This is a genomic window from Candidatus Poribacteria bacterium (assembly GCA_021162805.1).
Lineage (GTDB): Bacteria > Poribacteria > WGA-4E > B28-G17 > B28-G17 > JAGGXZ01.
In genome coordinates, this window is record JAGGXZ010000201.1 from 1 (window position 1) to 26,100 (window position 26,100).

The following is a 26,100-nucleotide window of genomic DNA, read 5'->3' on the forward strand; positions in this document are numbered from 1 at the left end:
CTCAGTGTTAGAAGGAGACGGGAAACAGGAAGCAGGAGGCAGGGGAAAATCTATATTCCTGTCTCCTGTTTCCTGCCTCCTGTCTCCTAATGGATAACCGCTACACTCGAAGGAAATTTGAGCGAATCTGGTTGATTCAATGGCTATCTCGGGAGTTAGAGGAAACAGATAAACCCCCGGGTAATTCAAAGCCTGCTCAAACCATTCTTCCAATGGACATGGTAGCTCTAAACGATCGTACTCGACCAGCTTGGCTATCTCCCAACACGAAATCGCGCTAACGCCAATTACATCTTTCTCGTGTGCGGCAATTACCTCAATTTGGGTCTGGGTGAGGTATTCTGTTCCATGGACCCACCAAACCCAGATGTGCGTATCGAGCACAATCATCGCAACACTTCCCAATCATTCTCAGCGACGCTCTCAAACGGTTCGAGATAGCGAATTGGCTTACCTCGCAGAGAATAAAGTTCCTCTTTTTTGAGTTCGTGAGAGCGGCTGAGGATGATAACCTCCACTTTTTCCCCTGAGCGAAAAGGAATCCCTTTAATGGTAAGGGTACCATCCTGAGCAACAACAGTTTCAACTCGATAGGCTTGCATTTTCCCCTCCTTTATTCTTGTGGAAGAAAATCTCTCAAGAACCTGCCCGTATGCGATATCTCCGATTCGGCCACCTCCTCGGGGGTTCCACACGCCACCAGGTATCCGCCCTCATCTCCGCCCTCCGGCCCCAGATCTATGATGTAATCGGCGCACTTGATCACATCCATGTTGTGCTCTATCACGACTATCGTGTTCCCCTTGTCGGCCAACCGATTCAGCACGTCGAGCAGCTTCTTGACGTCGGCCGCGTGAAGACCGGTGGTGGGCTCATCCATTATGTAGAGTGTGCTTCCGGTATCCGGCTTTATAAGTTCCCTGGCGAGCTTCAACCTCTGTGCCTCCCCGCCGGAGAGCGTCGTCGCGGGCTGGCCCAAAGGCATATAATCCAGCCCGACATCGCACAGCACATCGAGTATCCTCCTGATCCTGGGGATATCCCTGAAGAACTCCCTCGCCTCAGCTACCGTCATCTTCAATACATCCGATATGTTCTTGCCCTTGTATTTGATCTCGAGTATCTCCCTCATGAACCCCGTCCCGCCACACACATCGCATTTGACCCACACATCCGGCAGGAACGGCATCGAGAAGAGGTTATACCCCTCGCCATCGCAGCTAGGGCATCTCCCGTACTCCAGGTTCGAGCTGAAGTATGATGCCGTGAACCCCATCGCCCTGGCGTCGGGCGTTTTAGCGAAGAGCGATCGTATGTGATCGAATACGCCCGTATAGGTCGCCGGGTTCGACCGAGGCGTCTCGCCTATCGGCTTTTGATTGATGCTTATCACCTTGTCTATCTCGCCCAGCCCATCCGCGCGGAGGCATTTCGGCTCCGCCGCCGGCAGTCCAAGATATCGGGCGACCGCCGGATAGAGAACCTCCTCCACAAGCGAGCTCTTGCCCGAGCCCGATACCCCCGTGATGCAGGTTATAACGCCCAGCGGTATATCGATATCTATATCCTTGAGGTTGTTGGCGTATGCCCCGATTATCCGTAGGAACCCCCTTGGAGACCTGCGCTTCTTGGGAACCTCTATGCGGAACCGGTTCGCCAGATATCTGCCCGTAAGGGATTCTTCGATCCTTCGAATATCCTGGACCTTCCCCTTTGCCACGATCCTTCCGCCGTTCCGGCCCGCCCCCGGGCCGAAGTCGACGATCAGATCCGAGCTGGAGATCACCTCTCTATCGTGTTCAACCGTTATGACGGTGTTGCCTAGATCGCGCAGTTTCCTCAGGGCCCTGAGCAGCCTTCCGGTATCCCGCATGTGCAGCCCTATGGTCGGCTCATCCAACACGTATATCACGCCGGTCAAACCGCTTCCCAACTGACTCGCCAGCCTTATCCTCTGTGCCTCTCCTCCCGATAGCGTCGGTCCCGGGCGATCCAGGGTCAGATAATGAAGTCCGATATCCACCAGGAAGGAGAGCCTGTTCCTTATCTCCCTCAGCAGCTCCTCGCCCACCTCGAGCCTGTCCTGGGGCAGCTTTAGATCCAGGAAGAACTGATAGAGATCGCCGATCGGCATTCGACATAGCTCCACTATGTTTTTCCCGCCTATGAGGACATATCTTGAGCTCTCCTTTATCCTCGCCCCCTGGCATTTCGGGCATACCTTCGAGTAGGAGGAATCGGTGAATCCCAGGCCCTCGCAATACGGACACATGCCCACGGGGCTATTGAAGGAGAAATCCTGAGGCCGAAGCTCGTCATAGCTTATCCCACATCTGGCACATGCCCTTAGGCTGCTGAAGGTCACCAGATCGGTCATGCCGTCCGGACCTTGCAGTTGAACCTTCATCTCGCCCTCGCCCATCTCAAGGGCGGTCTCAACCCCCTCGGATACCCTATCGCGCTGGTCCTCCCTCAGTATAAGACGGTCCACGACGATCGCCACGTCATGTTTGACCCTCCTGCTTATGTTCATCCTCTCCTCGATCGGGGAGATCTCGCCATCCATCCAGACGCGCACGAATCCGCCACGCTGAGCGCGCTTTAGCACATCGGCATATTCCTCGTTTTTGGCGAGTTTAACGGGAGCGAGGATGTAGATGCGGCTTTTAGGGGGAAGATCCATTATCCGATCGACGATCTGATCGACGGTCTGGGCGCCCACGGGCTGACCGCATTTGACGCAGTGTTGCACCCCGAATCGGGCGAAGAGAACTCTCAGGTAATCGTAGATTTCAGTGATGGTGCCCACCGTTGAGCGCGGGTTTTTGCTCGGCGCCTTTTGATCGATCGCTATCGCCGGTGCAAGTCCGTCTATGAAATCGACCTTAGGTTTATCCATTCCGCCGAGGAACTGGCGCGCATATGTGGATAGCGACTCCACGTATCTCCGCCTGCCCTCGGCATAGATCGTCTCAATCGCCATCGACGTCTTGCCCGATCCGCTGACGCCCGTGAAGGTGATGAGCTCATCGTGTGGCAGGGTGAGATCCACGTTTTTGAGGTTGTTCTGCTTCGCCCCCCTAACAAGTATCGCCCGTTCAGCGGGCAGGGATCTTATCGGCTCCTCCTCGATCTCCTCGACCATCGCCTTATGTTTGCCGAGGAGCACATCCCTGAGCACCTGGCCGGTGTATGAGCTTTTAACCCTCGCCACCTCCTCGGGAGTCCCGCATGCCACGACATATCCGCCCTCCTCACCCCCTTCAGGTCCCAGATCGATGACATAATCGGCGGTCTTGATGATCTCCATGTTGTGTTCGACGACGACCACCGTATTGCCCCTGTCAACGAGCGTGTGAAGCACGTTAAGCAGTTTTTGAACGTCGGCGAAGTGAAGCCCGGTCGTCGGCTCGTCCAATATGTAGAGCGTTCTCCCCGTTCCCCGCTTGCTCAGTTCCCTGGCGAGTTTCACCCTCTGCGCCTCTCCGCCGGAGAGGGTCGGCGCCGGCTGACCCAGCTTGATGTAATCGAGGCCGACGTCATACAGCGTCTGCAGATATTTCTTTATCCTGGGCACGTTTTCGAAGAACTTCAGCGCCTCCTCCACCGTCATATCCAGCACATCGGCTATGGATTTGCCGTTGTATTTCACCTGGAGGGTCTCCCTGTTGTATCTCCTTCCGTCACAGACCTCACACTTAACCCACACATCGGCGAGGAAATGCATCTCGATCCTCTTCATCCCATGGCCCTGACACGCCTCACACCTTCCACCTCTGACGTTGAAGCTGAACCTCCCGGGTTTATATCCACGGATCTTCGACTCGGGCAGCTCGGCATAAAAGCTCCTTATGGCGTCGAAGAGCTTGGTATATGTGGCGGGATTGGATCTGGGCGTGCGACCTATGGGGCTCTGATCGACCTCTATCACCTTGTCTATATGCTCTATGCCCTCGATCCGATCGTGTTCACCCGGAACGGTGTGGGCTCCCATCAGCCTCCGAGCGAGCGCCTTGTAGATTATATCGTTGACGAGGGAGCTCTTTCCGGAGCCCGATACTCCCGTGATGCAGGTGAAGGTTCCGAGCGGTATCTTAACAGTTATGTCCTTGAGGTTATTATGTCTTGCCCCGACGATCGTCAGCCACTTATCCGAGGGCTTTCGCCTTTGGGATGGTATGGGTATCTCAAGCTCGCCTCGCAGGTATTTGGCCGTGAGCGAGTTGGGACACTCCAGGATCTTGCCGGCCGGTCCGGCGAAGACGATCTCCCCTCCCTCCTGCCCGGGGCCGGGGCCGAAGTCGACTATGTAATCGGCGGATCGTATCGTCTCCTCGTCGTGTTCGACCACTATAACGGTGTTGCCCTGATCGCGGAGCTTTTTGAGGGCGTTTATAAGCTTCAGGTTATCCCGTTGATGAAGCCCTATAGTGGGTTCATCCAGGACATAAAGCACGTTGGTCAATCCCGCCCCTATCTGGCTTGCGAGCCTTATCCTCTGCGCCTCACCACCCGATAGGGTCGGCGATGACCTGTCCAGGGTCAGATAATGTAGGCCCACGTCCACCAGGAATCTGAGCCGCCCCTTTATCTCCTTAAGTATCTCCTCGGCTATCGTCCGCTCACGCTCCGTCAGCTCCAGGTTTTCAAAGAAATCCAGGCATTCATCCACCGTCATGGCGGTGATCTCATGGATCGCCTTCCCGCCCACCTTAACCCCTCTGGCCTCCGGACGCAGCCTCGATCCGTTACAGTCGGGACAGATGCTTTCGCTGATATATCCCCTCAGCTCCTCATCTTTGAATCTCCTGAGCTTGTTGATTATCCCCTTATACTCGACTATCTGCTTTATCCTCCTGCCCCATCCGATTCGTCTGGTGATCATGATCTTGACAGGGGCGCCGTAGAGGATGATGTCCCTGTGTTCCTGAGATAGGTTTTTCCATTTCTCGTCGAAGCTGAACTTGTAATATTTCGCCAGAGCCGTGAGCACCGCTTCCAATTGTGACTCGCCCTTAAACCTCAAAGGCCCTATCGGCTTGATGGCTCCCTGGGAGAGGGATTTTTCGGGATCTACGATCAGATGAGGCGAGATATCGTGTATCACCCCCAATCCCCTGCACTTCGGACACATCCCCTGAGGGCTGTTGAACGAGAAGAGCTGAGGGGAGGGTTTGCTATAGCTTATGCCGCAGTTGGGGCAGGTCATGGTCTTGCTGAACATCCTCTCCTCGCCGTCCTCGAAGAGCAGCACCGCCATGCCCTCGGAGAGGCCAAAGGCCGTCTCAAGCGATTCGGCCAGCCTTCCTCTCATCTCAGGGTTTTCCTTCTTCATAACGATCCTATCCACCACGATATCCACGTCATGACGCATCTGTTTGTTCAGCTTCGGAGGGTTCGACAGCTCGTATATCTCCCCGTCCACCCTCACCCTTACGAATCCGGCCTTCAGCGCATCTTTGAACTCGTCCTTGAACTCCCCTTTTTTAGATCTGGCCACGGGCGAGAGGATCATGAACCGCTGCCGATCCGGTATCTCATTCATGATCCTCTCGACGATCTCGTCCGTCGACTGGTCGCTTATCAGCGCTCCGCATCGATAGCAATATATCTTCCCGACGTATGCGAACAGCAGCCTCAGGTAATCGTGTATCTCCGTCATCGTGGCGACCGTGGATCGTGGGTTGGAACCGGTGGTCTTCTGATCTATGGAGATGGAGGGTGAAAGCCCCTCGATGCTTTCGACATCGGGTTTCTGTATCCTGCCCATGAACTGTCTGGCATATGCGGAGAGGGACTCGATATACCGCCTCTGGCCCTCGGCATAGAGGGTGTCGAAGGCCATGGAGGATTTGCCCGATCCGCTTACGCCGGTGAAGACGATGAACCTGTTCCTCGGCAGGATCAGGTCGACATCCTTCAGGTTATGCTCGCGTGCTCCCTTAACAATTATCTTATCCATACTCATCCCTTCAAACGGACGAAAATCCTCTTAAATTTTAACATCTGCATGGCCGTATAAACAAGACTTAGGATGTGCAACAAGGGATGGTTCACGATCACGGTAACACTTTCGTAGGGCGGCACTTCATGTGCTGCCGATTCCTCCTCGAGAATTTTGAGAGGTCTTGAGCGGAGAAAGACCCTATTTGATGTTAGAAGCGGGATAATGTTATAATTAATCGAAACCCATCAACCTTCATGGAGGTTTTGGATGGCAAGACGGAATCTGGTCATAGCAAACGGCGGCGGGCCGACGCCGGTTATCAATCGATCCAACATCGGTATAATCGAAGGCGCTCTGGAGTTCGGCTCGGATAAAATAGATCGCATCTTCTGTGCCATCGGCGGAACTGAGGGATTGCTTAAGGGAGATCTGATAGATATCACCGATAGGATGAAGGATCCGGATTTCAGAAGGCTCGTCGCCAATACGCCGAGCACATACTTTAAAACCGGTAGGAGAAAACTTGAATCAGATGATGAGGCCCGCAGGATCATAGAGCTCTGCCGTGAGAGGAACATCGGCTACGTCTTCCTGGTCGGCGGTGATGACACGCTCAGAACCCTGAACACGCTCAGCGAATACGCCCGATCGATTGACGATCCGGATCTTCCTAACTTCTTCGACGTGCCTAAGACCATAGACAACGATCTACCTTATTCAGTTCCCGTCCCCGAAGGCGGGCCCGTGGAGGGCGAGATCGTCAGAGACGGTCAGATCATGTGCATAGACTTCTGTCCCGGCTTCGGCACGGCAGCCACCTTCGTCGCCAATAAAGTGCTGGAGCTATCGGTTGAGGCGTGTGCTTTCAGAAGGCATTACCTCATAGAGGTGATGGGGCGCAATGCCGGGTTCCTCACCGCCGCATCGGTCGCCGTCAAACGCTTCGGATATGGCCCGCACTACATCGCCGTGCCGGAAAGGCCCATGGACGTCGAGAAGTTCACCGAATATCTATTGAGGCGGCATTACGATCACGGCTGGGGCGTTTACGTCATCTCCGAAGGGGTGAAGGATTTAGAAACCGGAGAGCTTATATCGGCCGGGAGTTATAAAGACCAGTTTGGAAACCCGCTTTTGGGAGGGGTGGCGCAGAAGCTGGCCGAGAAGGCGATGAAGATATTGGAGGAGGAGTACAGTAAGAAGGGGAAGAAGATCGAAAGGGTTGTGCGGTGGATTAAGCTCGGCGAACTTCAGAGGGTTTCGCGCGAGTATCCCTCGATCGCCGATCAAGAGGTCGCCTATATGGTCGGCAGGAGAGCGGCTTATTCGGCCATAGTCGAGGATAAGACCGGCTTCATGGCGACGATCGTGCGTCAGCCTTGGGGCGGGTGGCAATTCGGCCTGGTCAGAACGTCGCTTGCCGCAGGGAAGAAACGGTATCTACCTGAGAAATACCTCCTGTCCGATCCCTCCACCGGCGAGGAGACGATAAGCGAGGAATATGTCACAGAATATCTGGCGCCTGTGATCGGCGAGATAGTTCCTGTCGTTCCACCTATATCGTGATCTCGACTTTTGGGGCGAGATAACTCGCCCCACCCTCGAACTTCAGAGTATATATCTGCTCAAGTCTCTATCTCTGACGATCTCCCCGAGCTGTTTCCGAACATATTCGGCATCTATGGTGATCTCCTGTCCTTTGAGCTCTGGGGCCATGAAGGAGATCTCCTCGAAGAGCTTCTCCATTATGGTGTGGAGCCTTCTCGCGCCGATATTTTCAACCTCCTCGTTGACCTTATAGGCGATAGAGGCGATCTCATCTATGGCGTCTTCGGTGAACTTCACCTTGACGCCCTCAGTCTCCAACAAGGCGGTGTACTGTTTGACGAGGGCGTTTTTCGGCTCGGTTAAGATCCGCTTGAACTCCTCCTTGCCGAGGCTTTTCAGCTCGACGCGAATGGGAAATCTGCCCTGCAGCTCGGGTATGAGATCTGATGGCTTTGAGACGTGAAAGGCTCCCGCTGCGATGAAGAGGATGTGATCCGTCCGGACGATCCCGTATTTCGTCTGAACTGCCGTGCCCTCGATGATGGGCAGCAGATCCCTTTGCACGCCCTCCCGTGATACATCCGGTCCGTGTCCCGATTCCCTTCCGGCGACCTTATCTATCTCATCGATGAAGACGATGCCGGAGTTTTCGACCCTATCTATCGCCTCGGAGATCACCTTATCCTCATCTATGAGCTTTTCAGCCTCCTCCTGGGCCAGGACGCGCAGAGCCTCCTTTACAGTCATCTTACGTCTACGCTTCTGCTTCGGGAAGAAGCTCTCGAAGAAATCCTTGAAGTTTATATCCAGATCCTCCAGCCCCGCCGGCGAGAAGATCTCCACCACCGGAGAGAACCTCTCCTCCACCTCGACCTCAATCACCACATCGTCCATCTCGCCGGCGAGGAACTTTCTGCGTATCTTCTCCCTCGTCCGCCGGTAACTTTCCTCCTGTCTTCTGATCTCATCCATCTCGTCCTCATCGGCCTTTCGGCGACGTCTTCGCTTGGGAGGTGGAGGTATGAGTATATCGAGCACCCTCTCCTGGGCGAGCTTCTCCGCCTTATCGCGGACCATCTCCATGTGTTCGGATCTGACCATGTTGACGGCGAGGTCGGTCAGATCCCTTATGATGGATTCGACATCCCTGCCGACGTAGCCGACCTCGGTGTACTTGGAGGCCTCGACCTTGATGAAGGGGGCGTTTGCGAGTCTGGATAACCTGCGGGCGATCTCGGTCTTACCTACCCCCGTGGGACCTATCATGATGATATTTTTAGGCGCGACCTCATCTCTTATCTCCTCAGGTAGCATCTGCCGTCGGGCTCTGTTGCGCAGGGCAATGGCGACGCACCTCTTGGCCTCATCCTGGCCGATTATGTATTTATCCAGTTCCTCAACGATTTCACGGGGGGTCAACATATCCCTAAGGATATCTTTCTCCTTCTCGGCCAAAGCTCCTACCTCCTTCAATCCTGATGGACTATTCCGCCGGCAGCGATTCGACGATGATGTTGCCGTTAGTATAGATGCAGATTTGGGATGTTATCTCCAGGGATTTGCGAACGATCTGAGATGCCGTCAGGTCTGAGTATTCCACCAAAGCCTTCGCCGCTGCGAGGGCTATCGGCCCGCCCGAGCCTATAGCCAACACATTATCGTCCGGGGTTATCAGATCCCCTGTGCCCGATATGAGGAACATATGTTTGGAGTCCACAGCGATGATGGAGGCCTCCATCCTACGCAATATCCTATCGGTCCGCCAATCCCTGGCCATCTCAACAGCGGATCGATATAGATCTCCGTTGTAGCGCTCCAACTTCGATTCAAGCATCTCAAAGAGCGAAAGGGCATCGGCGGCTGCGCCGGCAAACCCTATGATCACCCTGTCCTTGTAGAGCCGCCTTACCTTGGAAGCCTGATGTTTGATTATCGTCTCGCCTAGAGTGACCTGACCGTCGCCTCCGAGGGCGATCTCACCTTTGTGCCTGACGGCCAATATCGTCGTCGATCGGATATCCATCCCTCCCTGCTCTCCCTTCAAATCATAATGGTGAGAAGAACAGCGTCCTGAAAATCACAAAGCAAAGAAGCTGAAGCACCGATATCGTCACACCGCATCTGAAGATCTCGATGATGGGATTGCCGCCCAGGATATAAGGGGCAGCGAAGGGAACGAGGAAGTTCGCTATCAGCACATAAAGCGGCGTAGAGTTCAAAATCGGCCGGGGAACCCGCAACATGTTCCAGTTCCAAAGCCTGCCTATGTTTCCAAGCTCGTTTAATCCCAGTGTAACGGCGAAGGCCAATATCCCGATGACCAGGGCCGGAAGATAGAAGTTGCCTATGAACTCCCGCATTCTTCGATACAGATATATCGCCAACGTTATCATCAGCCCCCACGTCAGGATCACGCTCAGCGGCGTGTAGAAGATCAAAACGTCCTTCCTGAGGTAATCGAGGATCAGCGCCACCCTCACGAGGAGCCCATTTACGGCCAGATATATGAATGCGCTGCCGAATCCGATCATGGCTCCCTCTCTGATATATCCCGGGGCATTCCATCTCAATGCCGCCCATGCGAGAGCACCGCCGGAGATGAGAACGTTAATGTAAAGCCATCCGATCCATGGATAGAGGGCGTTAATCGAAAACCAGAGAAAGGTTGAGATGAAAGCCGCCGTGACAACATAATCGCTTTTTTTCAACTTAACCTCCTACGACTGATATGACAAAGGGACAAGAGGGTAGGGGAACAAGAAAAAACGTCTCCCTGTCCCCTTGTCCCGTTGTCTCCTTGTTTTCCCGGTTTTTAGGATATCTCCACGGGAGCACCTGTTTCAGCCGATTTGTAGATGGCATCTATGATCTGCATCAGGATGACAGCCTGATCCGGGGTTGAAAGCGGTTCTTCCTGGCCCGCAAGGGCTCTGACGAAGTTGACAACCGCCCTTTCACGTCCCATCTTCTCGTCCGGTTCAACGATTATCCTCCTGTTGACCGATCTGCCGTGTTCCTGCACGTAGAGCTCGCACTCGTCTATCGCGGTTTCGTCGATGCCATCTCTCCCGAAGAGGCGGCGGATCATCCCACCGGCCTTAGTGCCCTGGAAGGTGACCGAGACCTCCTCCCGTTTGTTCATCTCCGCCCAGGAGTTCCTCGCGAACAACACCTGACCGGTCTCGAAGCGTATAAAGGCATGAGAGGCCATCTCGACGTCTACAATTCCTCCCTCCACGTCCGGGATTCCCCAGGGGCCTTTGAAGTTCGGATCGTTGGCGAAGTCGTAAAACGTGGAGGCCAGAACCCATCGGGGCTTGGGAAACTGCATGAAGTAGAGCGCCAGATCTATCATATGTAGTAGATCGATCACAGGTCCACCGCCGGAGAGGGCCTTCTGTGTGAACCAGCCGCCGAAGCCGGGAATTCCGGTCCTTCTGATCCAAAGCGCCTGGGCAGAGTTGATCCTGCCGACTGTGCCGTCTTTGATGTAATCCATAAGCGCCTGTGCCTCCGGCCTCGCCCGGTTATTGAAGTCGAACATCAGGGTTTTGCCGTTCTTCTCGGCGGCTTCCTTCATTCGCTCCGCCTCCTCGGCGTTAAGGGCAGGGGGTTTCTCGCAGAAGACATGCTTTCCGGCACCAAGGCAGTCGATCGATATCTCCGCATGGAACTTATTCGGCACACATACGCTTACAGCCTCGATCTCAGGGCATTTATCCAGCATATCCTTATGTGAGGAGAAAACATTGGGGATATCGTATTTTTTCGCCTGGGATTTCGCCCTCTCGATGATAGGATCACATATCGCCAGGACCTCCGCGCCGGCCGATTTATATCCGGGGATATGATAGTCGGTTATACCGCCGGCGCCCACAATTCCAACCTTCAAATCTGCCATCTCGACCTCCTTGAAATAAGTTCGCTCAAATTTTCTTTGAGTTTAGCATTTGCCTAAGACTAATCGTCCGCCGTCCACCCTCTGTAAGTCATTTGTTGTCATTGATGGTCATCTGTAGTCATTCAAAATGACGGCGAAGCCAAATGACCTATGACCGCAAATGACCGTTGAACGGTGGACTGCCGAGAGGCGGACGTTAAAATAGAGTGATAGCCAACTAAATTTTATTAGAACTCGCTGGGAAAGTCAATCTCCACAGCTCGTCTCTCCCTGGCCGACTCATAGGCCGCGAGGATTATCCTCAGGTTCCAAAGCCCCTCCTCGCCGGGGATCATCGGCTCTCTGTCGTGGATGATCGCATCGGCGAACTCCTCTATCTCGGCCCTATAGGTGTTGACCGGATCGACCTCTATCGGCTCACCCTTCCCCGGTTTCCTCTCCTGCAGGGCCTGATATCCCGTCGGTTCCCTCTCCAGATAGGCCATCGCCTCACCGGTGGGAAGCTGCCCGATAGTTCCCTCCGCCAATATGCTTCCCCCGCTCCCATAGATCTCAAGCCTGTTCTTCGAGGAATCATCCGGGATGCTGAAGAACGCGTCGACGATCCCAAGGGCTCCGTTGGAAAACCTGACGCTCATCAGGGCGCCGTCCTCAACGGGATAGCCGTGAACGATGTTCCCTGTTAAACAGCTTACCTCCACGACGCGGCTATGAAGGATGAACTCCAAAAGATCGATGCAATGGCTTCCCATATCTATCAGTGAGCCTCCGCCCCCCAGCTCCGGTTTCTGCCTCCATGCCCCTTCCATTGGGGGATACCAGCAGGAGAGCTGAGCTCTCGCCAGAACCGGTTTGCCTAACACCCCGTCTCCGATCATCTCCCTAAACTTACGGTGATGGGCATGGAAGCGCATCATGTATCCGACGCCCAGTTTGACCCCATTTTCACGGCAGCCCTCGATCATCCTTCTGCATTCATCGATCGTCAAAGCCATCGGTTTTTCGACCAGGACGTGTTTGCCATGTCGGGCGGCCGCTATCGTTTGGGACGCGTGGAGATAGACGGGAGTGGCGATGTAGACGGCATCCACCTCGGGGTCCTCCAACAGATCCTCCATTTTGGTGTAGTCCTTCGCGCCGAACTGCCCTCCTATCTCCCTGGCTTTTCCCTCATCTCGGCTCATCACGGCGGTCAGGACGCTGTTCCGGGCTGGGATGATCCCCTCAGGAATGGTGCGCCGGCGGGCGATGCCTCCCACGCCGATTACCCCCCATCTGACCATCGTTATCCCTCCTCATCTCGCGTAGTAAGAGGTCACCTTTTTGATCGCCCTGGCGAAGAGACGGATATGCTCCTCCTCCAGCGTGGGATAGACATGGACGATGAACGTGCGTTCCTCCAGCCAGGCGGCGTTCGGACAGTAGACCTTATCGTACTCCACCGATTTCGGATCGGTATACTCCTTACTTCGGAACGGGAATTTAAACCTGCCGAAGCCGTTATGCTCTATGAAGGCCCTTTCCCTGTAGCTCTGAGGCCAAAACTCGCGCCACGCCGGAACCCCCTCAGCCGTTACCGCTTTCAGGAACGTCTTCTTGTCGCAGGTAAGCTTATCCAAATCCAACACGATCGGGAAGACATAGAATCCGTTCACCTTCTCCTTGTTGTGCACGGGCAGATATTTTATCTGGGGACAATCGGAGAGCTCCTCGATCAATATCTCGCCGTTTCTGCGTCTTCTGGGCAGGTTCCACGTATCTATCTTCTCCAGCTCCTTGAGTCCTATGGCCGATTGCATCTCCGTCATCCTGTAGTTGAAACCGACGCGGCGATGGATATACGGGAGAGCCCCCTCCATCTCCAGAAGGCTCATTCTCTTCCTGACATCATAGCCGTGATCCCGGAACGAGCGGGCCTCCCACGCTATCTCCTCGTCATCGGTTATCACCATACCTCCCTCGCCGCCCGTGGTGAAGGTCTTGTTCTGACAGAAGCTGAAGGCGCCGATGTGGCCGATGGAGCCGACCTTCTTCCCCTTATAAAGCGCCCCATGAGCTTCAGCACAATCTTCGATCACCCAGAGACCATGTTCCTCAGCGATGGACATGATCTCATCCATCTCGCAGACGTTGCCGTAGAGGTGAACGGGGATGATCGCCTTCGTACGTTTGGTGATCTTCTTCCTGATCTCATCGGGATCGATACAGTGATCCTCCCTGCGCACATCGGCGAAAACGGGGATCGCTCCGGCCTGAAGAACGCAGAAGGAGGTGGCGATGAAGGAGTAAGGAGTGGTGATGACCTCGTCCCCCGGGCCGATGTTCAACGCTCCCAAGGCGGTATGAAGGGCACTGGTTCCACTCGTGGTGCTGATGCCATATCTCACGCCACACCACTCGGCAAATTTCCTCTCGAACTCCATACCTTTGGAGCCCGTCCAATAGTTGACCTTGCCGGTCCTTAGGGGCTCCATCGCTGCCTTGATCGTCTCCTCATCAAACCAAGGCCATGACGGAAGTTCCCCTTTAATCACAGGTTCACCGCCGTCTACGGCCAATCTCCCCTTGCCCATCCTCATAACCTCCTCGACCCTTTATTTATCGTCTACAGTCCATTATACCACAATCCTGGTCCTTTCACCATATGAAGATTCCTGGGATTCCAAGCATCTCCTTGCATCTCGCGCTGGAATACTTTAAGATTAATGAGGTGCTATAGCGGGAAGATCGACAGGGATGAAATATCGCATTCGGATGTGATCGGATAGGAGGGAATATCTGTGGAGCTATATCTGGTCAGACATGGGCAGTCTGAAGGGAACATCGGTCTTCCCTCTCCCGATCCCCCTTTGACGGAGCTGGGGGTGAAACAGGCGCGCTGGACGGCGATGAGATTTCGGAGGATTAAACTGAACGGAATCTACGCCAGTCCCTTTCTGAGGGCGGTTCAGACGGCTCAGATAATAGCCGATGAACTGGATATGCCCTTTTATCTCTGGCCTCTGCTGGCCGAGCATGAGCCCGCTAATGTCACACGCGGTATGAGCAGATCGGAGATACTCTCCAAATTTCCCCGGGCGATAGCGGATGATCGCATAGGAGAGGAAGGATGGCGCGGAGAGGAATTTTGGGGTGAAAGCGAGGAGGAAGCATATAAGCGGGCAGAAAGGATAGAGAGAAGATTAAGGGGTGAACTCAAGGATAAGGAACTCGCCGTTCTGCTGATCTCACACGGCACCTTCGGTTCGATCCTGATAAGCCGATTTCTAGGTGCTCCTCCCTGTGGATATACCAGATTCAGCCAACATAACTGCTGTGTGAGCCTCATCGAGCTAAAGCCCAACAGGGCAAAACTCCGATATCTTAACAGGATCTCTCATCTGCCGCCGGAGGCGATAACCTGATCGAGGAGGTCAAACGATGAGTGGAAATCCGCCCAAAGCCTATGAGAATCTGGAGTTTCTTCACAGTCCTTACGCCAGAACGATAAGGATAATGTGCGAATATTACGAGCCGCTGTCCAGGTTCCAGGAACACGGTGTCGGTCGGACGATAGTCTTCTTCGGATCGGCCAGGGCGAAACCGTTGGAGGTGGCAAGCAGGGAATATGAGGAGATCAAGAGGATGGTATCCAGCTATCCAAATCCCGATCCTGATCTCGTCAAAAGACTGAAACGAGCCGAGTATGATCTGGAGCTAGCCCGATACTACGAGGACGCCCGTCAACTGGCGCGGAGGCTGACCGAATGGATAAAAACCCTCGACGATAGCCACAGATTTATCATCTGCTCCGGCGGCGGGCCGGGGATCATGGAGGCGGCCAATCGCGGAGCCGCCGAGGCGGAAGGGAAATCGATCGGCCTGAACATCAGCCTTCCTTACGAGCAGGAGATCAACCCCTATGTCCCTGAGGAATTCAGGTTTCAGTTCCACTACTTCTTCATGCGCAAGTTCTGGTTCGTGCATCTCGCCGCGGCACTGGTGGTCTTCCCAGGGGGATTTGGCACGCTGGATGAGCTGATCGAGGTCCTGACCCTAACCCAGACGGGGAAGATCGGCAGGCATATCCCCGTTCTGATCTATGGCAGGAGATACTGGGATGAGGTGCTGAACTTCGACGCCTTGGTGAGATGGGGAACGATAGATGAAAAGGACCTAAGGCTTTTCAGCTTCGCCGACACCATTGAGGAGGCCTTCAACTACCTGAGGGAGGAGATCGAGAAACACTACCCGTCGGAACCCTGATCGTCAGACCGAATCTATGCGTGTCGGGCAGAGTGGGATGTGTATCCCACATGTAGTTCAGGGATATCGGGCCATATCCGATATCGAAGCCGATCGATATCGACCAGAGAGATGGCTCAAGTTCGAGGTGAAGGATCAAATTTCGCGCCAAATCAACCCTGATCTCGATAGGAAGTTTGAAATATCCCATATCTTCTTCAAGGAGGACGGATACGGATACGTCCTGGATAAACCTACCGGAGATGAGAAGAAACGCTATCTCCGGTTGATCCGCCCATTCGAGCTTCCGGATCAAGATCTCCTTGCCCACGCCGATTTCAATCCACTTCGTTCTAAGCGATATGGAAGATCCCATGCCGATTCCGGATGTCCTGTCGTTCCCCACCTCCAGTCTGTATCCGCTTATCCATAGGCCGAGTCCCAGCCTGCCGATTTTCGCTCCGAGGCCGAGCGATGAGCTCCATTCAGCATATCGCGTCTCACCCTCGAGCATACCAAAATCGTGAATTCTCCCTTTCAGAACCCATCCATTTCGGCTCATCCCCCCTTCCAGAAGATGCTCATCTATTCCCTTTATCCCGAACGGATGATCAAGGGAAAAGCGGATGAACCCATAACGGCCTTGAGGGAGGGGAATCGGGTTAAAAGGCGTCATCCTTTCGAAGGCGGCCTCGGCTTGAAGAGGAAGTAAGATAGCCACGCTCAGGATCAATCCCAGATATGCCCTGCTAAACGATCGGACGCCGGAATTGGCCTGAGCATCACGGAGCGGATGATTTGTCAATACCTTTGAGAAGCCTCTCATAGACCTCCTGGGTTTTGCGTATCATCTGTTCGCGACCGAACCTCTCTTCGGCCCACCTTCTGCCCTCATCCCCCAAACGGGCACGAAGGTCGGGATCATCTATCAGACGGACGATCGCTTCAACCAAAGCATCGATATCATCCCGTTGAATGACGAAGCCGGTTTCGCCATCGCGGACGATCTGCCAGTTTAGATTAGCCGGCACGAGCTTCAACACCTCACGGACAGAGATCACAGGCTTGCCGCAGGCCATCGCCTCAAGCATAACCGACCCGCCGGAGAAGGTGATCAGGATATCCAGTGAGTTGAGCACCTCAACCATATCGTCCCTCGCCCCCGTAAAGATCACATGTTCCTTGATATCCCTTTCCTCTATGAAACGCAACAGCCTTTTGAAATAGCTTTTGGACCCGACGTCGCCTATCACGAAGAAGGTCACGTTCTTTCTCCTTTCGAGAACCATCTCCGCCGCCTTTAGAAACTCCATCTGTCTCTTGAACGGCTCTATCCTTCCCACGATCCCCACGGACACATCCCCCCGTGTCGGGAAATCGCGCCTCAGGACGTTGATCGAGGTGCGCAGGGGTTTGAATCTATCCAGATCGACCGAATCATGGATGACGGTTATCCTCTCAGGTGGAACCCCCGCATCGATTAAGGTTTTCCTGTACCTCTCGGAGATCGAGATCACGGCGGTGACATCCCTAAACCGATATTTCCTCACCTGATCCGGCCGGATATGGCCTCGAAGGTGCGAGACGCACGGTATGCCTAAGCTCCGGCTCACCGATATGAGATAGGGGTTCATCCTGAACTCGGAGTGTATCAGATCTGCCTCCACCTCGCGGGCGAATCTAACCAGCTTGGCAGCGGCGATATAGCGGGTGAAGACGGACTTCGCCTTGCGCCACATCGGAAGCCGCATGATGTGGACCGGAACACCCCAGGAGATGAGCTCTTCATAGAGGTTTCCTCGATCGGGACAGAGAACGGTGGGATTGTATCCCTTTCCCCTTAATCCATCTATGAGATACAGGTATTGAACCTCTGCGCCTCCGACTTTCGATCCGCTGAGGAGGAGATAAAGAATTCTGGTCTCTCTTTTCATCCCTCTCTCGCTCGGTGATCGACCCTATCTTTCGCCATCAATACCTGCTTTGCCTCCTCCGGCAGTTCCACAGGCACAAACATAGATGCCGGATAGAGATACCCATCGGGCTCCGACAGATCCTCATCTACAACGCGAATCATCCCGTGCGCCTCCGCTTCGGGGTCTGGCAATCTACGATACACTTTACCGACAATCAGGCTTGCTGGATTACCTTCATTGTTGATACAGATAACAAAATCGCTCATCGAATCACCCTCTTGATCTTGAAATCCTTACGTCCTATGCCATGTGCTTCATACCAATGTATCTCAGCTTCGCAGATTGTGCCATCTGCAAGTTCCACGGTGGCTATGCCTTTCATTTTCCGCCAACGTCCTCGGCCGTAAGTGCGCTCCAGATGCCGTCGAATGTACACACCTCGACCCGATGCAATGGTCTCGATATCCTTGATTTCACTGAGGATCTTAAATCTCGGATTCATCCATCTGTTCGCGTGCAAGAGAGTAGCACATCATCCCCTTCCTGTCAAGCGAAAATCACGATAATATTTGACACGGAACACGGGCTATCGTATCATAAAGCCTGAATTTCGCGTCGGTGTTGCCCGCTGAACGGGGAGGTGAAGGTTGAATCGAGGTCTTCGAGCTCGGATTTGGGATGGAGTGAAAGGAACCTTCGATCCGAAGGAGCATCCGCATCGAATCTTCACACTTCTCCTGATCCTCCTTGCCTTCTCAATGAGGATATCCATCCTTAGGGTCAGATATTTCGATCCCGATGAGTTCGAACACCTTCACGGGGCATATTGCATTCACCACGGGATGCTGCCATACAGGGATTTCTTCGAACATCACACACCCATGTTGCATTACATACTTGCCTTCCTATACCCGATGTTTGGTGAGACGATCAGGTTGATCTTCGCCGCCAGGTTTCTGATGTGGGTGATGACAGGGCTTATATTTCTTTTAACCTTCGCTCTCGGCAGAATGATGTTCGACGACGACGTCGGACTGATCTCCGTCCTCCTGCTCAGCTTTATGATCATGTTCCTGGAGAAATCCATCGAGATAAGGCCGGACGTCGGAGCGGTCATATTTTGGCTTTTAAGCATGATACTGCTCCTCGTGGCCGCGAGGAGACAGAACAGAAGGGCATATCTGTGGGCGGGGATATCGCTCGGGATATCCCTGATGTTCACACCTAAAGTCCTGTTCCCCACGCTCGGCGTCGCCTTGGGACTCATCTATCAGATCGTCAGATATAGGATATCCAAGGCGCGTCATCTCAAACTGCTCGCCTCCTTCGCTTTAGGATACATGATCCCGGTGATCTCCACAATCCTTTATTTCGGGATTCAGGGCGGAGCGGATGATTTCATGAGGTGTAATTTCCTGATGAACCTCTCCTGGAGAGTGAGGTTCTCCCCTCTGGGATATCTCCGCCGGGCGGTCGTCCAGAACCCTATCTTCACCTTCTTGGGCCCGATCGGCATGGCTATGGCGGGGGTAAATCTGGCTAGAAGGGAATCCATGCTGAAAGCCGATCATCTGCCCCTCATATCGACCCTGGTCGTCTCCGGAAGTCTCTTTATCATCCCTGTGCCATACAGACAATATTACATGTTGTTCTGGCCTTTCTGGGCAGTATACGGTGCGGCGGCGATATGGAAGGCCTTGAGTTTAAATAGGGAGAGCTTCGGAGACAGGAGGTGGATCGGTTGGGGTATCGGGATGGCGATCTACCTCGGATTCATCATCTATCTGTTATGGATCAGACGGTGGGCGGAGGTTCACCCTACCGTTTTAAACTCCAGGGAGATATACCCTCTGATGTGGCTCGGGATAGCGATTGTTTCCGCGATGTTTGCCCTGCTAAAGCTGCCCGACGATATGAGGCGGGGTATCATCATATGTCTCCTATCCATCGGCATAAGCGCATACCCGCTTGATCAGATGCGGGCACAGCTTACTCAACGCAACGACAATCAATTGAACGACATAAGATACATCATGAGTATAACCTCCCCCAATGACGCCGTTCAGGACGGATGGTCGGGGAAAGGGGTGTTCAGACCTCACTCATACTACTACTGGTTCCTGCACAGCGAGATCAGGGCGATGCTCACCGAAAAACAGCTCTCAGACGATCTGATCGCCGCCATGGAGAGGGCTGAGACCAAGATCGTCATATATGATGGGAACCTCAAAGCCCTGCCTGAGAAGTTCCGGAAATACGTTCGGGAGAAGTTCGAGCCCACCGGCAGAGATGATATACTCATCCGAAAACAGTAGGGGCGAAGCATTTCCCTCAAATGCCTCACCCTACTTTACCCTGTCAGGAAAGCCACATAACACATAAGGGCTTCCTCCATAAGATCTATCCTGATGAACTCGTCGGCACAATGTGCCATCTCCTCATCACACGGCGAAAAACCGAAGGTCGTTATGCCCATCTCTGCCGAGAGCCTCCCGTCTGTGGCGAACCTCCAGTATCCGATCCGAGGCTCTCTGCCCGAAACGGAGAGGATCGCCCTACGCATCCTCAGGACGAATGAATCATCGGGTGGCGTGATGAACCCTTTGATGAAAGCCTCCCTCTCGCGATCCTCATATCCGGTATACGTCCTGTTGTGCCTTGTGGGCATCCTGATCTCAGTTTCGGCCCCTATCTGTCGAGACAGCTCCCTGATGAACTCCATCACGAACTCCCTATCCTCCGTGGTGGTTCGCCAGTCGAGGGTCAGGGTCAGAGAAGGGGGTATGACGTTGGTGCTGTTTCCGGGAGTGCGGCACAGCGTAGGGGAGATCGTGGATCGTCCCAAATCGGGATGAATCGGCAGATCCTCAAGCTTTTCCTGAAGGGCTATCAGAAATCGGGCGGCCGGATAGAGCGGATTCACACCTCTTTCGGGCGCGCTGGCGTGGGCGGATTTCCCGACGAAGGTTACCTCCACAACTGTACCCCCGCGGTGGCCGAGATAGATCCCGTTTCTCGTCCCTTCGCCCAGTATCATCACATCCGGTTTCACCTCGCCGCTTTCCAGTATATAGGCCGTTCCCGTTCCCCCGGTCTCCTCCTGAACCACCGCTGCCACGTAGATGTCGCCTTTGGGACGTAACCCGCGTCTCAGGAGAAATCCGAGGGCGTGGACCTGAACGGCTATCGCCCCCTTGTTATCGCTTGCGCCGCGGCCGTAGATCCTGCCGTCATGTATCTCCCCGCCGAACGGCGGATATCTCCACTCCTCCACATCTCCCACGTCCACGTGATCCATATGGGAGTTGAGCATGATCTTCGGAGAGTCGGGATCCTCTCCCTTCACGAGCCCTACGATATTTCCAGCCTCATCCCTCCAAACCTCGTCGTAGTTCAGCCTCCCCATCTCCGCTTTAACCGCCTCAGCACATCTCCCCTCCTCGCCCGGCGGGCTCGGTATTCTGATCAGATCGACGCAAAATCTGACCATTTCCTCCCTTTCCTCGTCGGTCAAATCCTTCATCCCTTCACCTCTCACACCGATTCAAGCAGTTCACGTGCCGTCTGGATCAGAATCCTCTCGGCCTCTGGGGCGAGCTTGCTCGATCTGGCCAGCTCGGTCTCATATCCCCCCTCTTCGAACGCCTTCTCCGTCGGGACATATCCCACCCAATCGTTAGCGAGCTCTATCGGCATGGTGGCCTTAAAGGGCGAGGACTTTTTGATCTGAAGCCCTATCTCGACGAAGATCTCGCCTGGAAGCCCGACGATCGCCATTTCCTCCTGCTCGGACCTTATGGCGAAAACCTGCACCTCGGTCTCGACCTGACGGGGCATCTCGCTCAGGAACAGTATCTCGCGGGCGTAGATCTGCTCCCTCGTATATCGGTTCACATCATCTGGGGCATCACGTAGGATCGCCTTGGCCGATTCGATCATCCCCTCCGTTATGGGACGGACTGGGATGGTGATTCGTTTCGAGACGGCATTGAGCCGAACATCCTCTATCAACTTGGCGTGCTCGGTCAACGAGTAGACGTCCGCCGCCAGGATCGAGGCGATATGTTGGGCGTGCTCATACCCCTCCCTCCGTTCGGGGGGATTATGGACATCGATGTTGTTTATATCGCCACAGCATCCGTTTGAGAGGATGGCGACGAAGCTTTCGCCGTGCATCCTCTGGATCTCTTGGGCGAACATGCCGAAATAATCGGCCGACACGACGTTTGAGGGCGAGCCGCCCACATAATGTAGGGCGAAGTTGGCGAGCACGGCTATCGTGTTGCCCTGGACGTCGGCGATCCTGATCGCCATCACGTCCGGATCTATAGGGCCGGCCGGCCTGACGATATCCGGATTGTTATATCCGGGGTTGGTTCTGACTTTTCCATCCTTCATCCAATATCTGCGATTGAAGCTGATCCTCTCCTCCCTTCCGACTTCCCATCCCACTTTTGCCTCACGCAGCCTCTGACACGCCATCTGCACGGCGTCGGCTATCCTGGGGATCAGGAATTCGAGATATCCTTCGTCCCTATCAACTCCCAGGACGCTTACGGTGGCGGGGCCGGTATGGGTATGGGTGCAGGCGATCATGACGTTTTGGGGCGGGATGCCGCATCTGGATTCTATCAGCTCGCGGGCCCTCCCGACCTCCTCCCTCTCAAGCGCTATCAGATCGCACAGCACGATGGCGATCCTCTCCCCATCTGCCTCCAGCACGATCGCCTTGGCGTAAAGCGGATCCCTGACATCGACCGCCTTTCTGTCGTGGAAGTATCCGACGAGCGAAATCCCCAGAAGTGGGGTTATGTCCCTTTGTGCTGCCCCGGCTTTCAACATGGCCTTCACCTCCCCTTTCAGCTAGACGGTGCTTCAAGGATTATATACCTTTATCGGCCACCAGGCAACCCCGGATTTGTATAAGGGGCAAGGTCCGTTACACGTTCAACGTTCAACGTTGTAACGTTTTCCGCTTCTAGTTCCTCGTTCCTTTTCGCCCTGGGAAATAAGCATTTCTGACCTCTCGGATCTCGATAATATGAGCGTAGTCATTTGATGATGACGGCGAAGCCAAATGACCTAATGACTACAAATGACCGTTAAGTTATGGACAGCGGACTGGGGAGGGTTGACGGCGGGCATTTTTAAGCATGAAAAAGGCGGCCGCCGAAGCGACCGCCTGCTATCGCCCGAGGGAGCGATTCAAGGGGGTTTGGGGGGATTTATCATTTCAGGATGACCATCTTCCTCGTCGCCGTGAACTTATCGGTGACGATCTGATAGAAGTAGACGCCGCTGGAGACCCGCTCGCCGGTCTCGTTACGCCCATCCCAGTAAGCCGCGTCGCCCTTCTCAACGTACTGCGCTGCCTCACGGTAACCCTGATCCAGAACTCTGATGAGCTTGCCGGTTGAATCGTAGATCCGTATCTGCACGTAGGAATCCTCCTTCAGGGCATACGGTATCCAGGTCTCAGGGTTAAACGGGTTCGGATAGTTTTGGTAGAGGGCGAACCTGTCGGACGGTTTGAGGATTCTCACGCTTCTTGCGACCGTTTCGATCGGCACGGATCTTCCGTTGACCGGCATCAGATGGCCACCCTGGAGCTTGAAGACCGTCCCGCCCGTCTGGATGGGCTTGACCTTCAGCACAGCCAGCACCACATCTCCGGAAGCACCTTTGATGTTCTTTCCAGTAAGGGCGCTTGCAACCATCAACTTATCGCCCTTCACCTTGGAGATGAAGAGCGGGAAGCTACCGGATTCCATCAGCTCGCCCTGCTCCGCCTGGATCTCAACCGCCTTCGGATCGAATCCGAGATCGAAGGAATAGCCCCGGGCGTTCTGGAGGTTATGCCCGATCACCAGTACTCTGTATTCCTGGCCGAGCTTCATCCTCTCAGGCAGGCCGACGAGCTCGATAGAGGCCTCCGCACCTGCAGTAGCCGGAGCGTAGTCGCCGTTGGCAACTCCCAGCGTGGAGCTATCGGGATCGATCCCATCCTCGTTCCAGTTGGACGCTATCATGACGAAATCGTCCAGATCGATCAGCCCGTCTCCGTTGATATCAGCGGCTTCAAGCGCATCGGAATCGGTGGAACCGAAGTTGTTGGCGAACACTGTCAGGTCATCTATATCCACGTCGTTGTCCTCCAGATAGGTGGAGTCGAAGCACTCGCCTCCCACCAGGTAGCTGCTGCTGAGGGTGTTTCCGTCGTTGTCGGTCGTGGTGAAGGATGTTACCTCCGTCACGTTTCCGGGCTTGACGATCACCGTGGCCTGTCCTCTCAGATAGTGTTTCGCCTTGGCGGTGAGTATCCACTTCCCCGTCGGCACGTTGGTCAGCACGAAGCTGCCGTCCGATCTGGTTGTTACCTGCACTCCAGGGGTATCGGAATCCTCGTCCAGACCGTCAGGCACGGTCCAATCATCGGTGTTGCCGAGGCTGCCGGGTTTGCGGAGCTCGAAGGTAACAAGAGCCGAGTGGTTCGTTCTGCCCTCAAGCGTCACCTTGCCGGAGATCGTGCCCAGGCTGGTGGAGGAGACGATCTGCGAGGCGACCGGATAGTGCTTGACGCCGCTGGAATCCACAAAGGTCGTCACCCTGCCGGAGCTTTCAGGGGAGAGCATCACGTTGGTGTTGCCCGCCTGGACGACGGTGAACTGAACCGTGGCAAAGGTTGTGCTCGTCGTAAACGAGCTTCCGGAGCCCGTCGTCGCCACGACGAGATCAGCTGTGCCGTCTGTGTTGCTGCCAGAGTTCTTGAAAGTGGTGGCGTTAGACCAGTTGCAGGTGAAGGGCGAGGATTCGCTGACCAGGTTGATGTAGCTCGGGTTGAACGACAGGTATATCGCCGCCGACTGGATGTTGGTCGACTGGGTGTCTATCTTTATCGAGACGGTGAAGGTATCTCCAACGGCCGGGTCAGAGGCGTCGGAGATGATCTGTACGGTGAAATCGGAGGAACGCTTGATCGTTCCGGGGCTGACCGCCCAGGCGTCCGTGGAGCCGGCTTCAAGGACAGCGTATATGTAGTAGGCCGTGTTGACGGGTAGGGAACTCACCCCTGTCCAGGTATACGAGCCGTTGGAACCGCCCTCGGAAAGGCCAGAGGTTATCAGGGTAGCATTGTTCCTGATGTCACTAACCGTGGTGTACGAACCGTTTGTTGAGTAGTAGAGCTCAACTGTGCCGTCGCCGCCGTCCCATTTGTCCTGCCATCTGATCGTGAAGGTGCTAGAGACCACGATATCCTTCGCCGGCGAGGTCACCACTATAAACGGGGTATGCGAGACGGTGACATACTTGGCATAGCTGCTTCCCCCTGAGGTATATCCGGATGGGCCGTATCCGGCGATGTAGGAGCCGCTGAGTTTAACCAGGGCGTAGATGTAATAATTTCCATTGCTCACCGATGATAGATTCCATACATATCTGTCGTAAGCCCCGTCGTTATCGAGCGAGATGCCTGTGGAGTTAATCTGGATGGCCTTGCTCGTATCCTGGCCGGTGGAGTCTATGTTCGATACCAGCGAGCTTATCTCGGTGGAGGTCAACGCCTTAGGAACAGAGCTGGAATTGGCCAGATTGGTGCTGGTCGAGTAGAAGAGATATATCTCAGCCCCTGTCACCCCGTCTGCAGCCGAATCGCTCCACTCTATCGTGAAGTATCCCCCGCTGGCCGTTATGTTGTCGGAGTAAGGCCTTGTTATCTTTATGGATGCCGACTGCACTTCGATCGAGCCGCTGACATCGACTGAAGCCACACTTCCGCTCTTCCAAACCAGATAGATGTAGTATGTGCCGGCCGCAACGCCCGATGGCGTCCAGGTATAGGTGTTACCGTATCCGGGATTGTTGGAATCGGTCTCGTTCTCATCGATCCCGGAGACGATCAGCGTGCCCTGAGATTCGACCTCGGATGCCGTGGTGAGCGTATTGACGGAGGCATAGTAGATGTCTATCGTCCCGGCAAGGCCATACGCCTCGTCATCGTCCGTCCACTCTATCGTAAAGGAAACACCGGCCACATCGTCGTCCCCCAGAGGTTCATCGTTCCCACTTGAAAGGAACAGAGCTCTTGCGACCTTAACCGCATAGGGGCTGACGATGTAATAGTAATCGTCATCGCTAACCGTGCCGACTCGCATGTAGACATAGTATGTTCCGGGTGGGACGTTCGAGACGTCGAGTTTATAATCTTGGCTGTTATCCACCGTATCTGAGTAGGTGCTTCCGTAGTAAGCCATCACCCTCAAACCTGCCGTGGCCACAGGGTCGCTGGAGGATGTCCTCCTGTAGGTGCTGACCGGAGCAAGGTATACCTCGTAGGTTTTGGTATCGTTCCAGTCGCCGGCCCCGTTACCGTAATCCAGATCGAAGGTGGTATCGGATGGCGAGTCGGCCTTGAATCCCGGATCGGTCGACCCGTTCGGATAGGGAGAGTTGAAATTAGACTGGCTCAACCAGCTTCCGCTACATCCACCGGCGTTAACCACGTCCGAAAGGGTAATTGTAGGCGAACCCGATGTGGAAAGAGAGCTATCGGCGATCGCCACGGA

General features: G+C 54.5%; 19 protein-coding genes and 1 pseudogene. 4 read left to right on the forward strand and 16 right to left on the reverse strand.

Annotated elements, in window-relative coordinates; all coding sequences use genetic code 11:
- Positions 1–126: 126 nt before the first annotated feature.
- The 3 genes and pseudogenes from J7M22_16630 to uvrA all read right to left on the reverse strand — a co-directional run bounded on the left by J7M22_16630 (position 127) and on the right by uvrA (position 5,968).
- Positions 127–390, reverse strand: a pseudogene (locus tag J7M22_16630) (type II toxin-antitoxin system VapC family toxin).
- Positions 387–602, reverse strand: a complete 216-nt coding sequence (locus tag J7M22_16635; GenBank protein MCD6508230.1) for a hypothetical protein — start codon at positions 600–602, stop codon at positions 387–389. Before J7M22_16635 ends, J7M22_16630 begins: the two are co-directional and overlap by 4 nt.
- Before the next feature lie 11 nt (positions 603–613).
- The gene (gene uvrA / locus J7M22_16640; GenBank protein MCD6508231.1) at positions 614–5,968 is read right to left on the reverse strand and encodes an excinuclease ABC subunit UvrA; all 5,355 of its coding nucleotides are present in this window, start codon (positions 5,966–5,968) and stop codon (positions 614–616) included.
- 246 nt (positions 5,969–6,214) lie between these two features.
- On the opposite strand from uvrA, the gene J7M22_16645 reads away from it, so the two are divergent.
- Positions 6,215–7,513 (forward strand): 6-phosphofructokinase, encoded by a 1,299-nt coding sequence (locus J7M22_16645; GenBank protein MCD6508232.1) that lies wholly within the window; start codon positions 6,215–6,217, stop codon positions 7,511–7,513.
- Positions 7,514–7,555: 42 nt separating this feature from the next.
- Here J7M22_16645 and hslU read toward each other — a convergent pair whose 3' ends face one another.
- The 6 genes from hslU to J7M22_16675 form a co-directional block, all read right to left on the reverse strand.
- Positions 7,556–8,917, reverse strand: coding sequence for an ATP-dependent protease ATPase subunit HslU (gene hslU, locus J7M22_16650; GenBank protein ID MCD6508233.1), 1,362 nt, complete (start codon positions 8,915–8,917; stop codon positions 7,556–7,558).
- 61 nt (positions 8,918–8,978) lie between these two features.
- Positions 8,979–9,518: an ATP-dependent protease subunit HslV gene (hslV, locus tag J7M22_16655; protein ID MCD6508234.1), complete on the reverse strand. Its 540-nt coding sequence runs from the start codon at positions 9,516–9,518 to the stop codon at positions 8,979–8,981.
- 22 nt (positions 9,519–9,540) lie between these two features.
- Positions 9,541–10,203 (reverse strand): hypothetical protein, encoded by a 663-nt coding sequence (locus J7M22_16660; GenBank protein MCD6508235.1) that lies wholly within the window; start codon positions 10,201–10,203, stop codon positions 9,541–9,543.
- 104 nt (positions 10,204–10,307) lie between these two features.
- Positions 10,308–11,396 carry a Gfo/Idh/MocA family oxidoreductase gene (locus tag J7M22_16665; GenBank protein MCD6508236.1) on the reverse strand — a complete coding sequence of 363 codons (1,089 nt, stop codon included), beginning with the start codon at positions 11,394–11,396 and terminating at the stop codon, positions 10,308–10,310.
- Positions 11,397–11,623: 227 nt separating this feature from the next.
- A complete protein-coding gene (locus tag J7M22_16670) occupies positions 11,624–12,679 on the reverse strand; it encodes a Gfo/Idh/MocA family oxidoreductase (GenBank protein MCD6508237.1) in 1,056 nt (351 codons plus the stop codon).
- A gap of 12 nt (positions 12,680–12,691) precedes the next feature.
- Entirely contained in the window at positions 12,692–13,969 is a 1,278-nt protein-coding gene (locus J7M22_16675) for a DegT/DnrJ/EryC1/StrS family aminotransferase (protein ID MCD6508238.1), read from the reverse strand.
- A gap of 207 nt (positions 13,970–14,176) precedes the next feature.
- Between J7M22_16675 and J7M22_16680 the strand changes: the two genes are divergently transcribed.
- Both J7M22_16680 and J7M22_16685 read left to right on the forward strand, forming a co-directional pair.
- The gene (locus tag J7M22_16680) at positions 14,177–14,800 is read left to right on the forward strand and encodes a histidine phosphatase family protein (GenBank protein MCD6508239.1); all 624 of its coding nucleotides are present in this window, start codon (positions 14,177–14,179) and stop codon (positions 14,798–14,800) included.
- A 16-nt stretch (positions 14,801–14,816) separates the two neighbouring features.
- Positions 14,817–15,641: an LOG family protein gene (locus J7M22_16685; protein MCD6508240.1), complete on the forward strand. Its 825-nt coding sequence runs from the start codon at positions 14,817–14,819 to the stop codon at positions 15,639–15,641.
- On the opposite strand, the gene J7M22_16690 is transcribed toward J7M22_16685, so the two are convergent.
- Genes J7M22_16690 through J7M22_16705 form a run of 4 tightly spaced genes read right to left on the reverse strand, consistent with a single transcriptional unit; the run spans position 15,592 to position 18,038 of the window.
- Positions 15,592–16,446: a hypothetical protein gene (locus J7M22_16690; GenBank protein MCD6508241.1), complete on the reverse strand. Its 855-nt coding sequence runs from the start codon at positions 16,444–16,446 to the stop codon at positions 15,592–15,594. The two genes, J7M22_16685 and J7M22_16690, sit on opposite strands and share 50 nt — an antisense overlap.
- Entirely contained in the window at positions 16,403–17,554 is a 1,152-nt protein-coding gene (locus J7M22_16695) for a glycosyltransferase family 4 protein (protein MCD6508242.1), read from the reverse strand. The genes J7M22_16690 and J7M22_16695 overlap by 44 nt, the downstream gene beginning before the upstream one ends.
- Positions 17,551–17,802 carry a hypothetical protein gene (locus tag J7M22_16700; protein MCD6508243.1) on the reverse strand — a complete coding sequence of 84 codons (252 nt, stop codon included), beginning with the start codon at positions 17,800–17,802 and terminating at the stop codon, positions 17,551–17,553. The genes J7M22_16695 and J7M22_16700 overlap by 4 nt, the downstream gene beginning before the upstream one ends.
- A complete protein-coding gene (locus J7M22_16705; GenBank protein MCD6508244.1) occupies positions 17,799–18,038 on the reverse strand; it encodes a hypothetical protein in 240 nt (79 codons plus the stop codon). The genes J7M22_16700 and J7M22_16705 overlap by 4 nt, the downstream gene beginning before the upstream one ends.
- A gap of 145 nt (positions 18,039–18,183) precedes the next feature.
- Here J7M22_16705 and J7M22_16710 point away from each other — a divergent pair, with 145 nt between their 5' ends.
- Complete coding sequence (locus J7M22_16710) at positions 18,184–19,851, forward strand: glycosyltransferase family 39 protein (protein ID MCD6508245.1); 1,668 nt, start codon at positions 18,184–18,186, stop codon at positions 19,849–19,851.
- Positions 19,852–19,886: 35 nt separating this feature from the next.
- Here the strand turns inward: J7M22_16710 and J7M22_16715 are convergent, their stop codons facing one another.
- The 3 genes from J7M22_16715 to J7M22_16725 all read right to left on the reverse strand — a co-directional run bounded on the left by J7M22_16715 (position 19,887) and on the right by J7M22_16725 (position 26,004).
- Positions 19,887–21,059 carry an ArgE/DapE family deacylase gene (locus J7M22_16715; protein MCD6508246.1) on the reverse strand — a complete coding sequence of 391 codons (1,173 nt, stop codon included), beginning with the start codon at positions 21,057–21,059 and terminating at the stop codon, positions 19,887–19,889.
- Positions 21,060–21,070: 11 nt separating this feature from the next.
- Positions 21,071–22,378, reverse strand: coding sequence for a neutral/alkaline non-lysosomal ceramidase N-terminal domain-containing protein (locus tag J7M22_16720; GenBank protein ID MCD6508247.1), 1,308 nt, complete (start codon positions 22,376–22,378; stop codon positions 21,071–21,073).
- Positions 22,379–22,764: 386 nt separating this feature from the next.
- Entirely contained in the window at positions 22,765–26,004 is a 3,240-nt protein-coding gene (locus J7M22_16725) for a T9SS type A sorting domain-containing protein (protein MCD6508248.1), read from the reverse strand.
- Between the last annotated feature and the right edge of the window lie 96 nt (positions 26,005–26,100).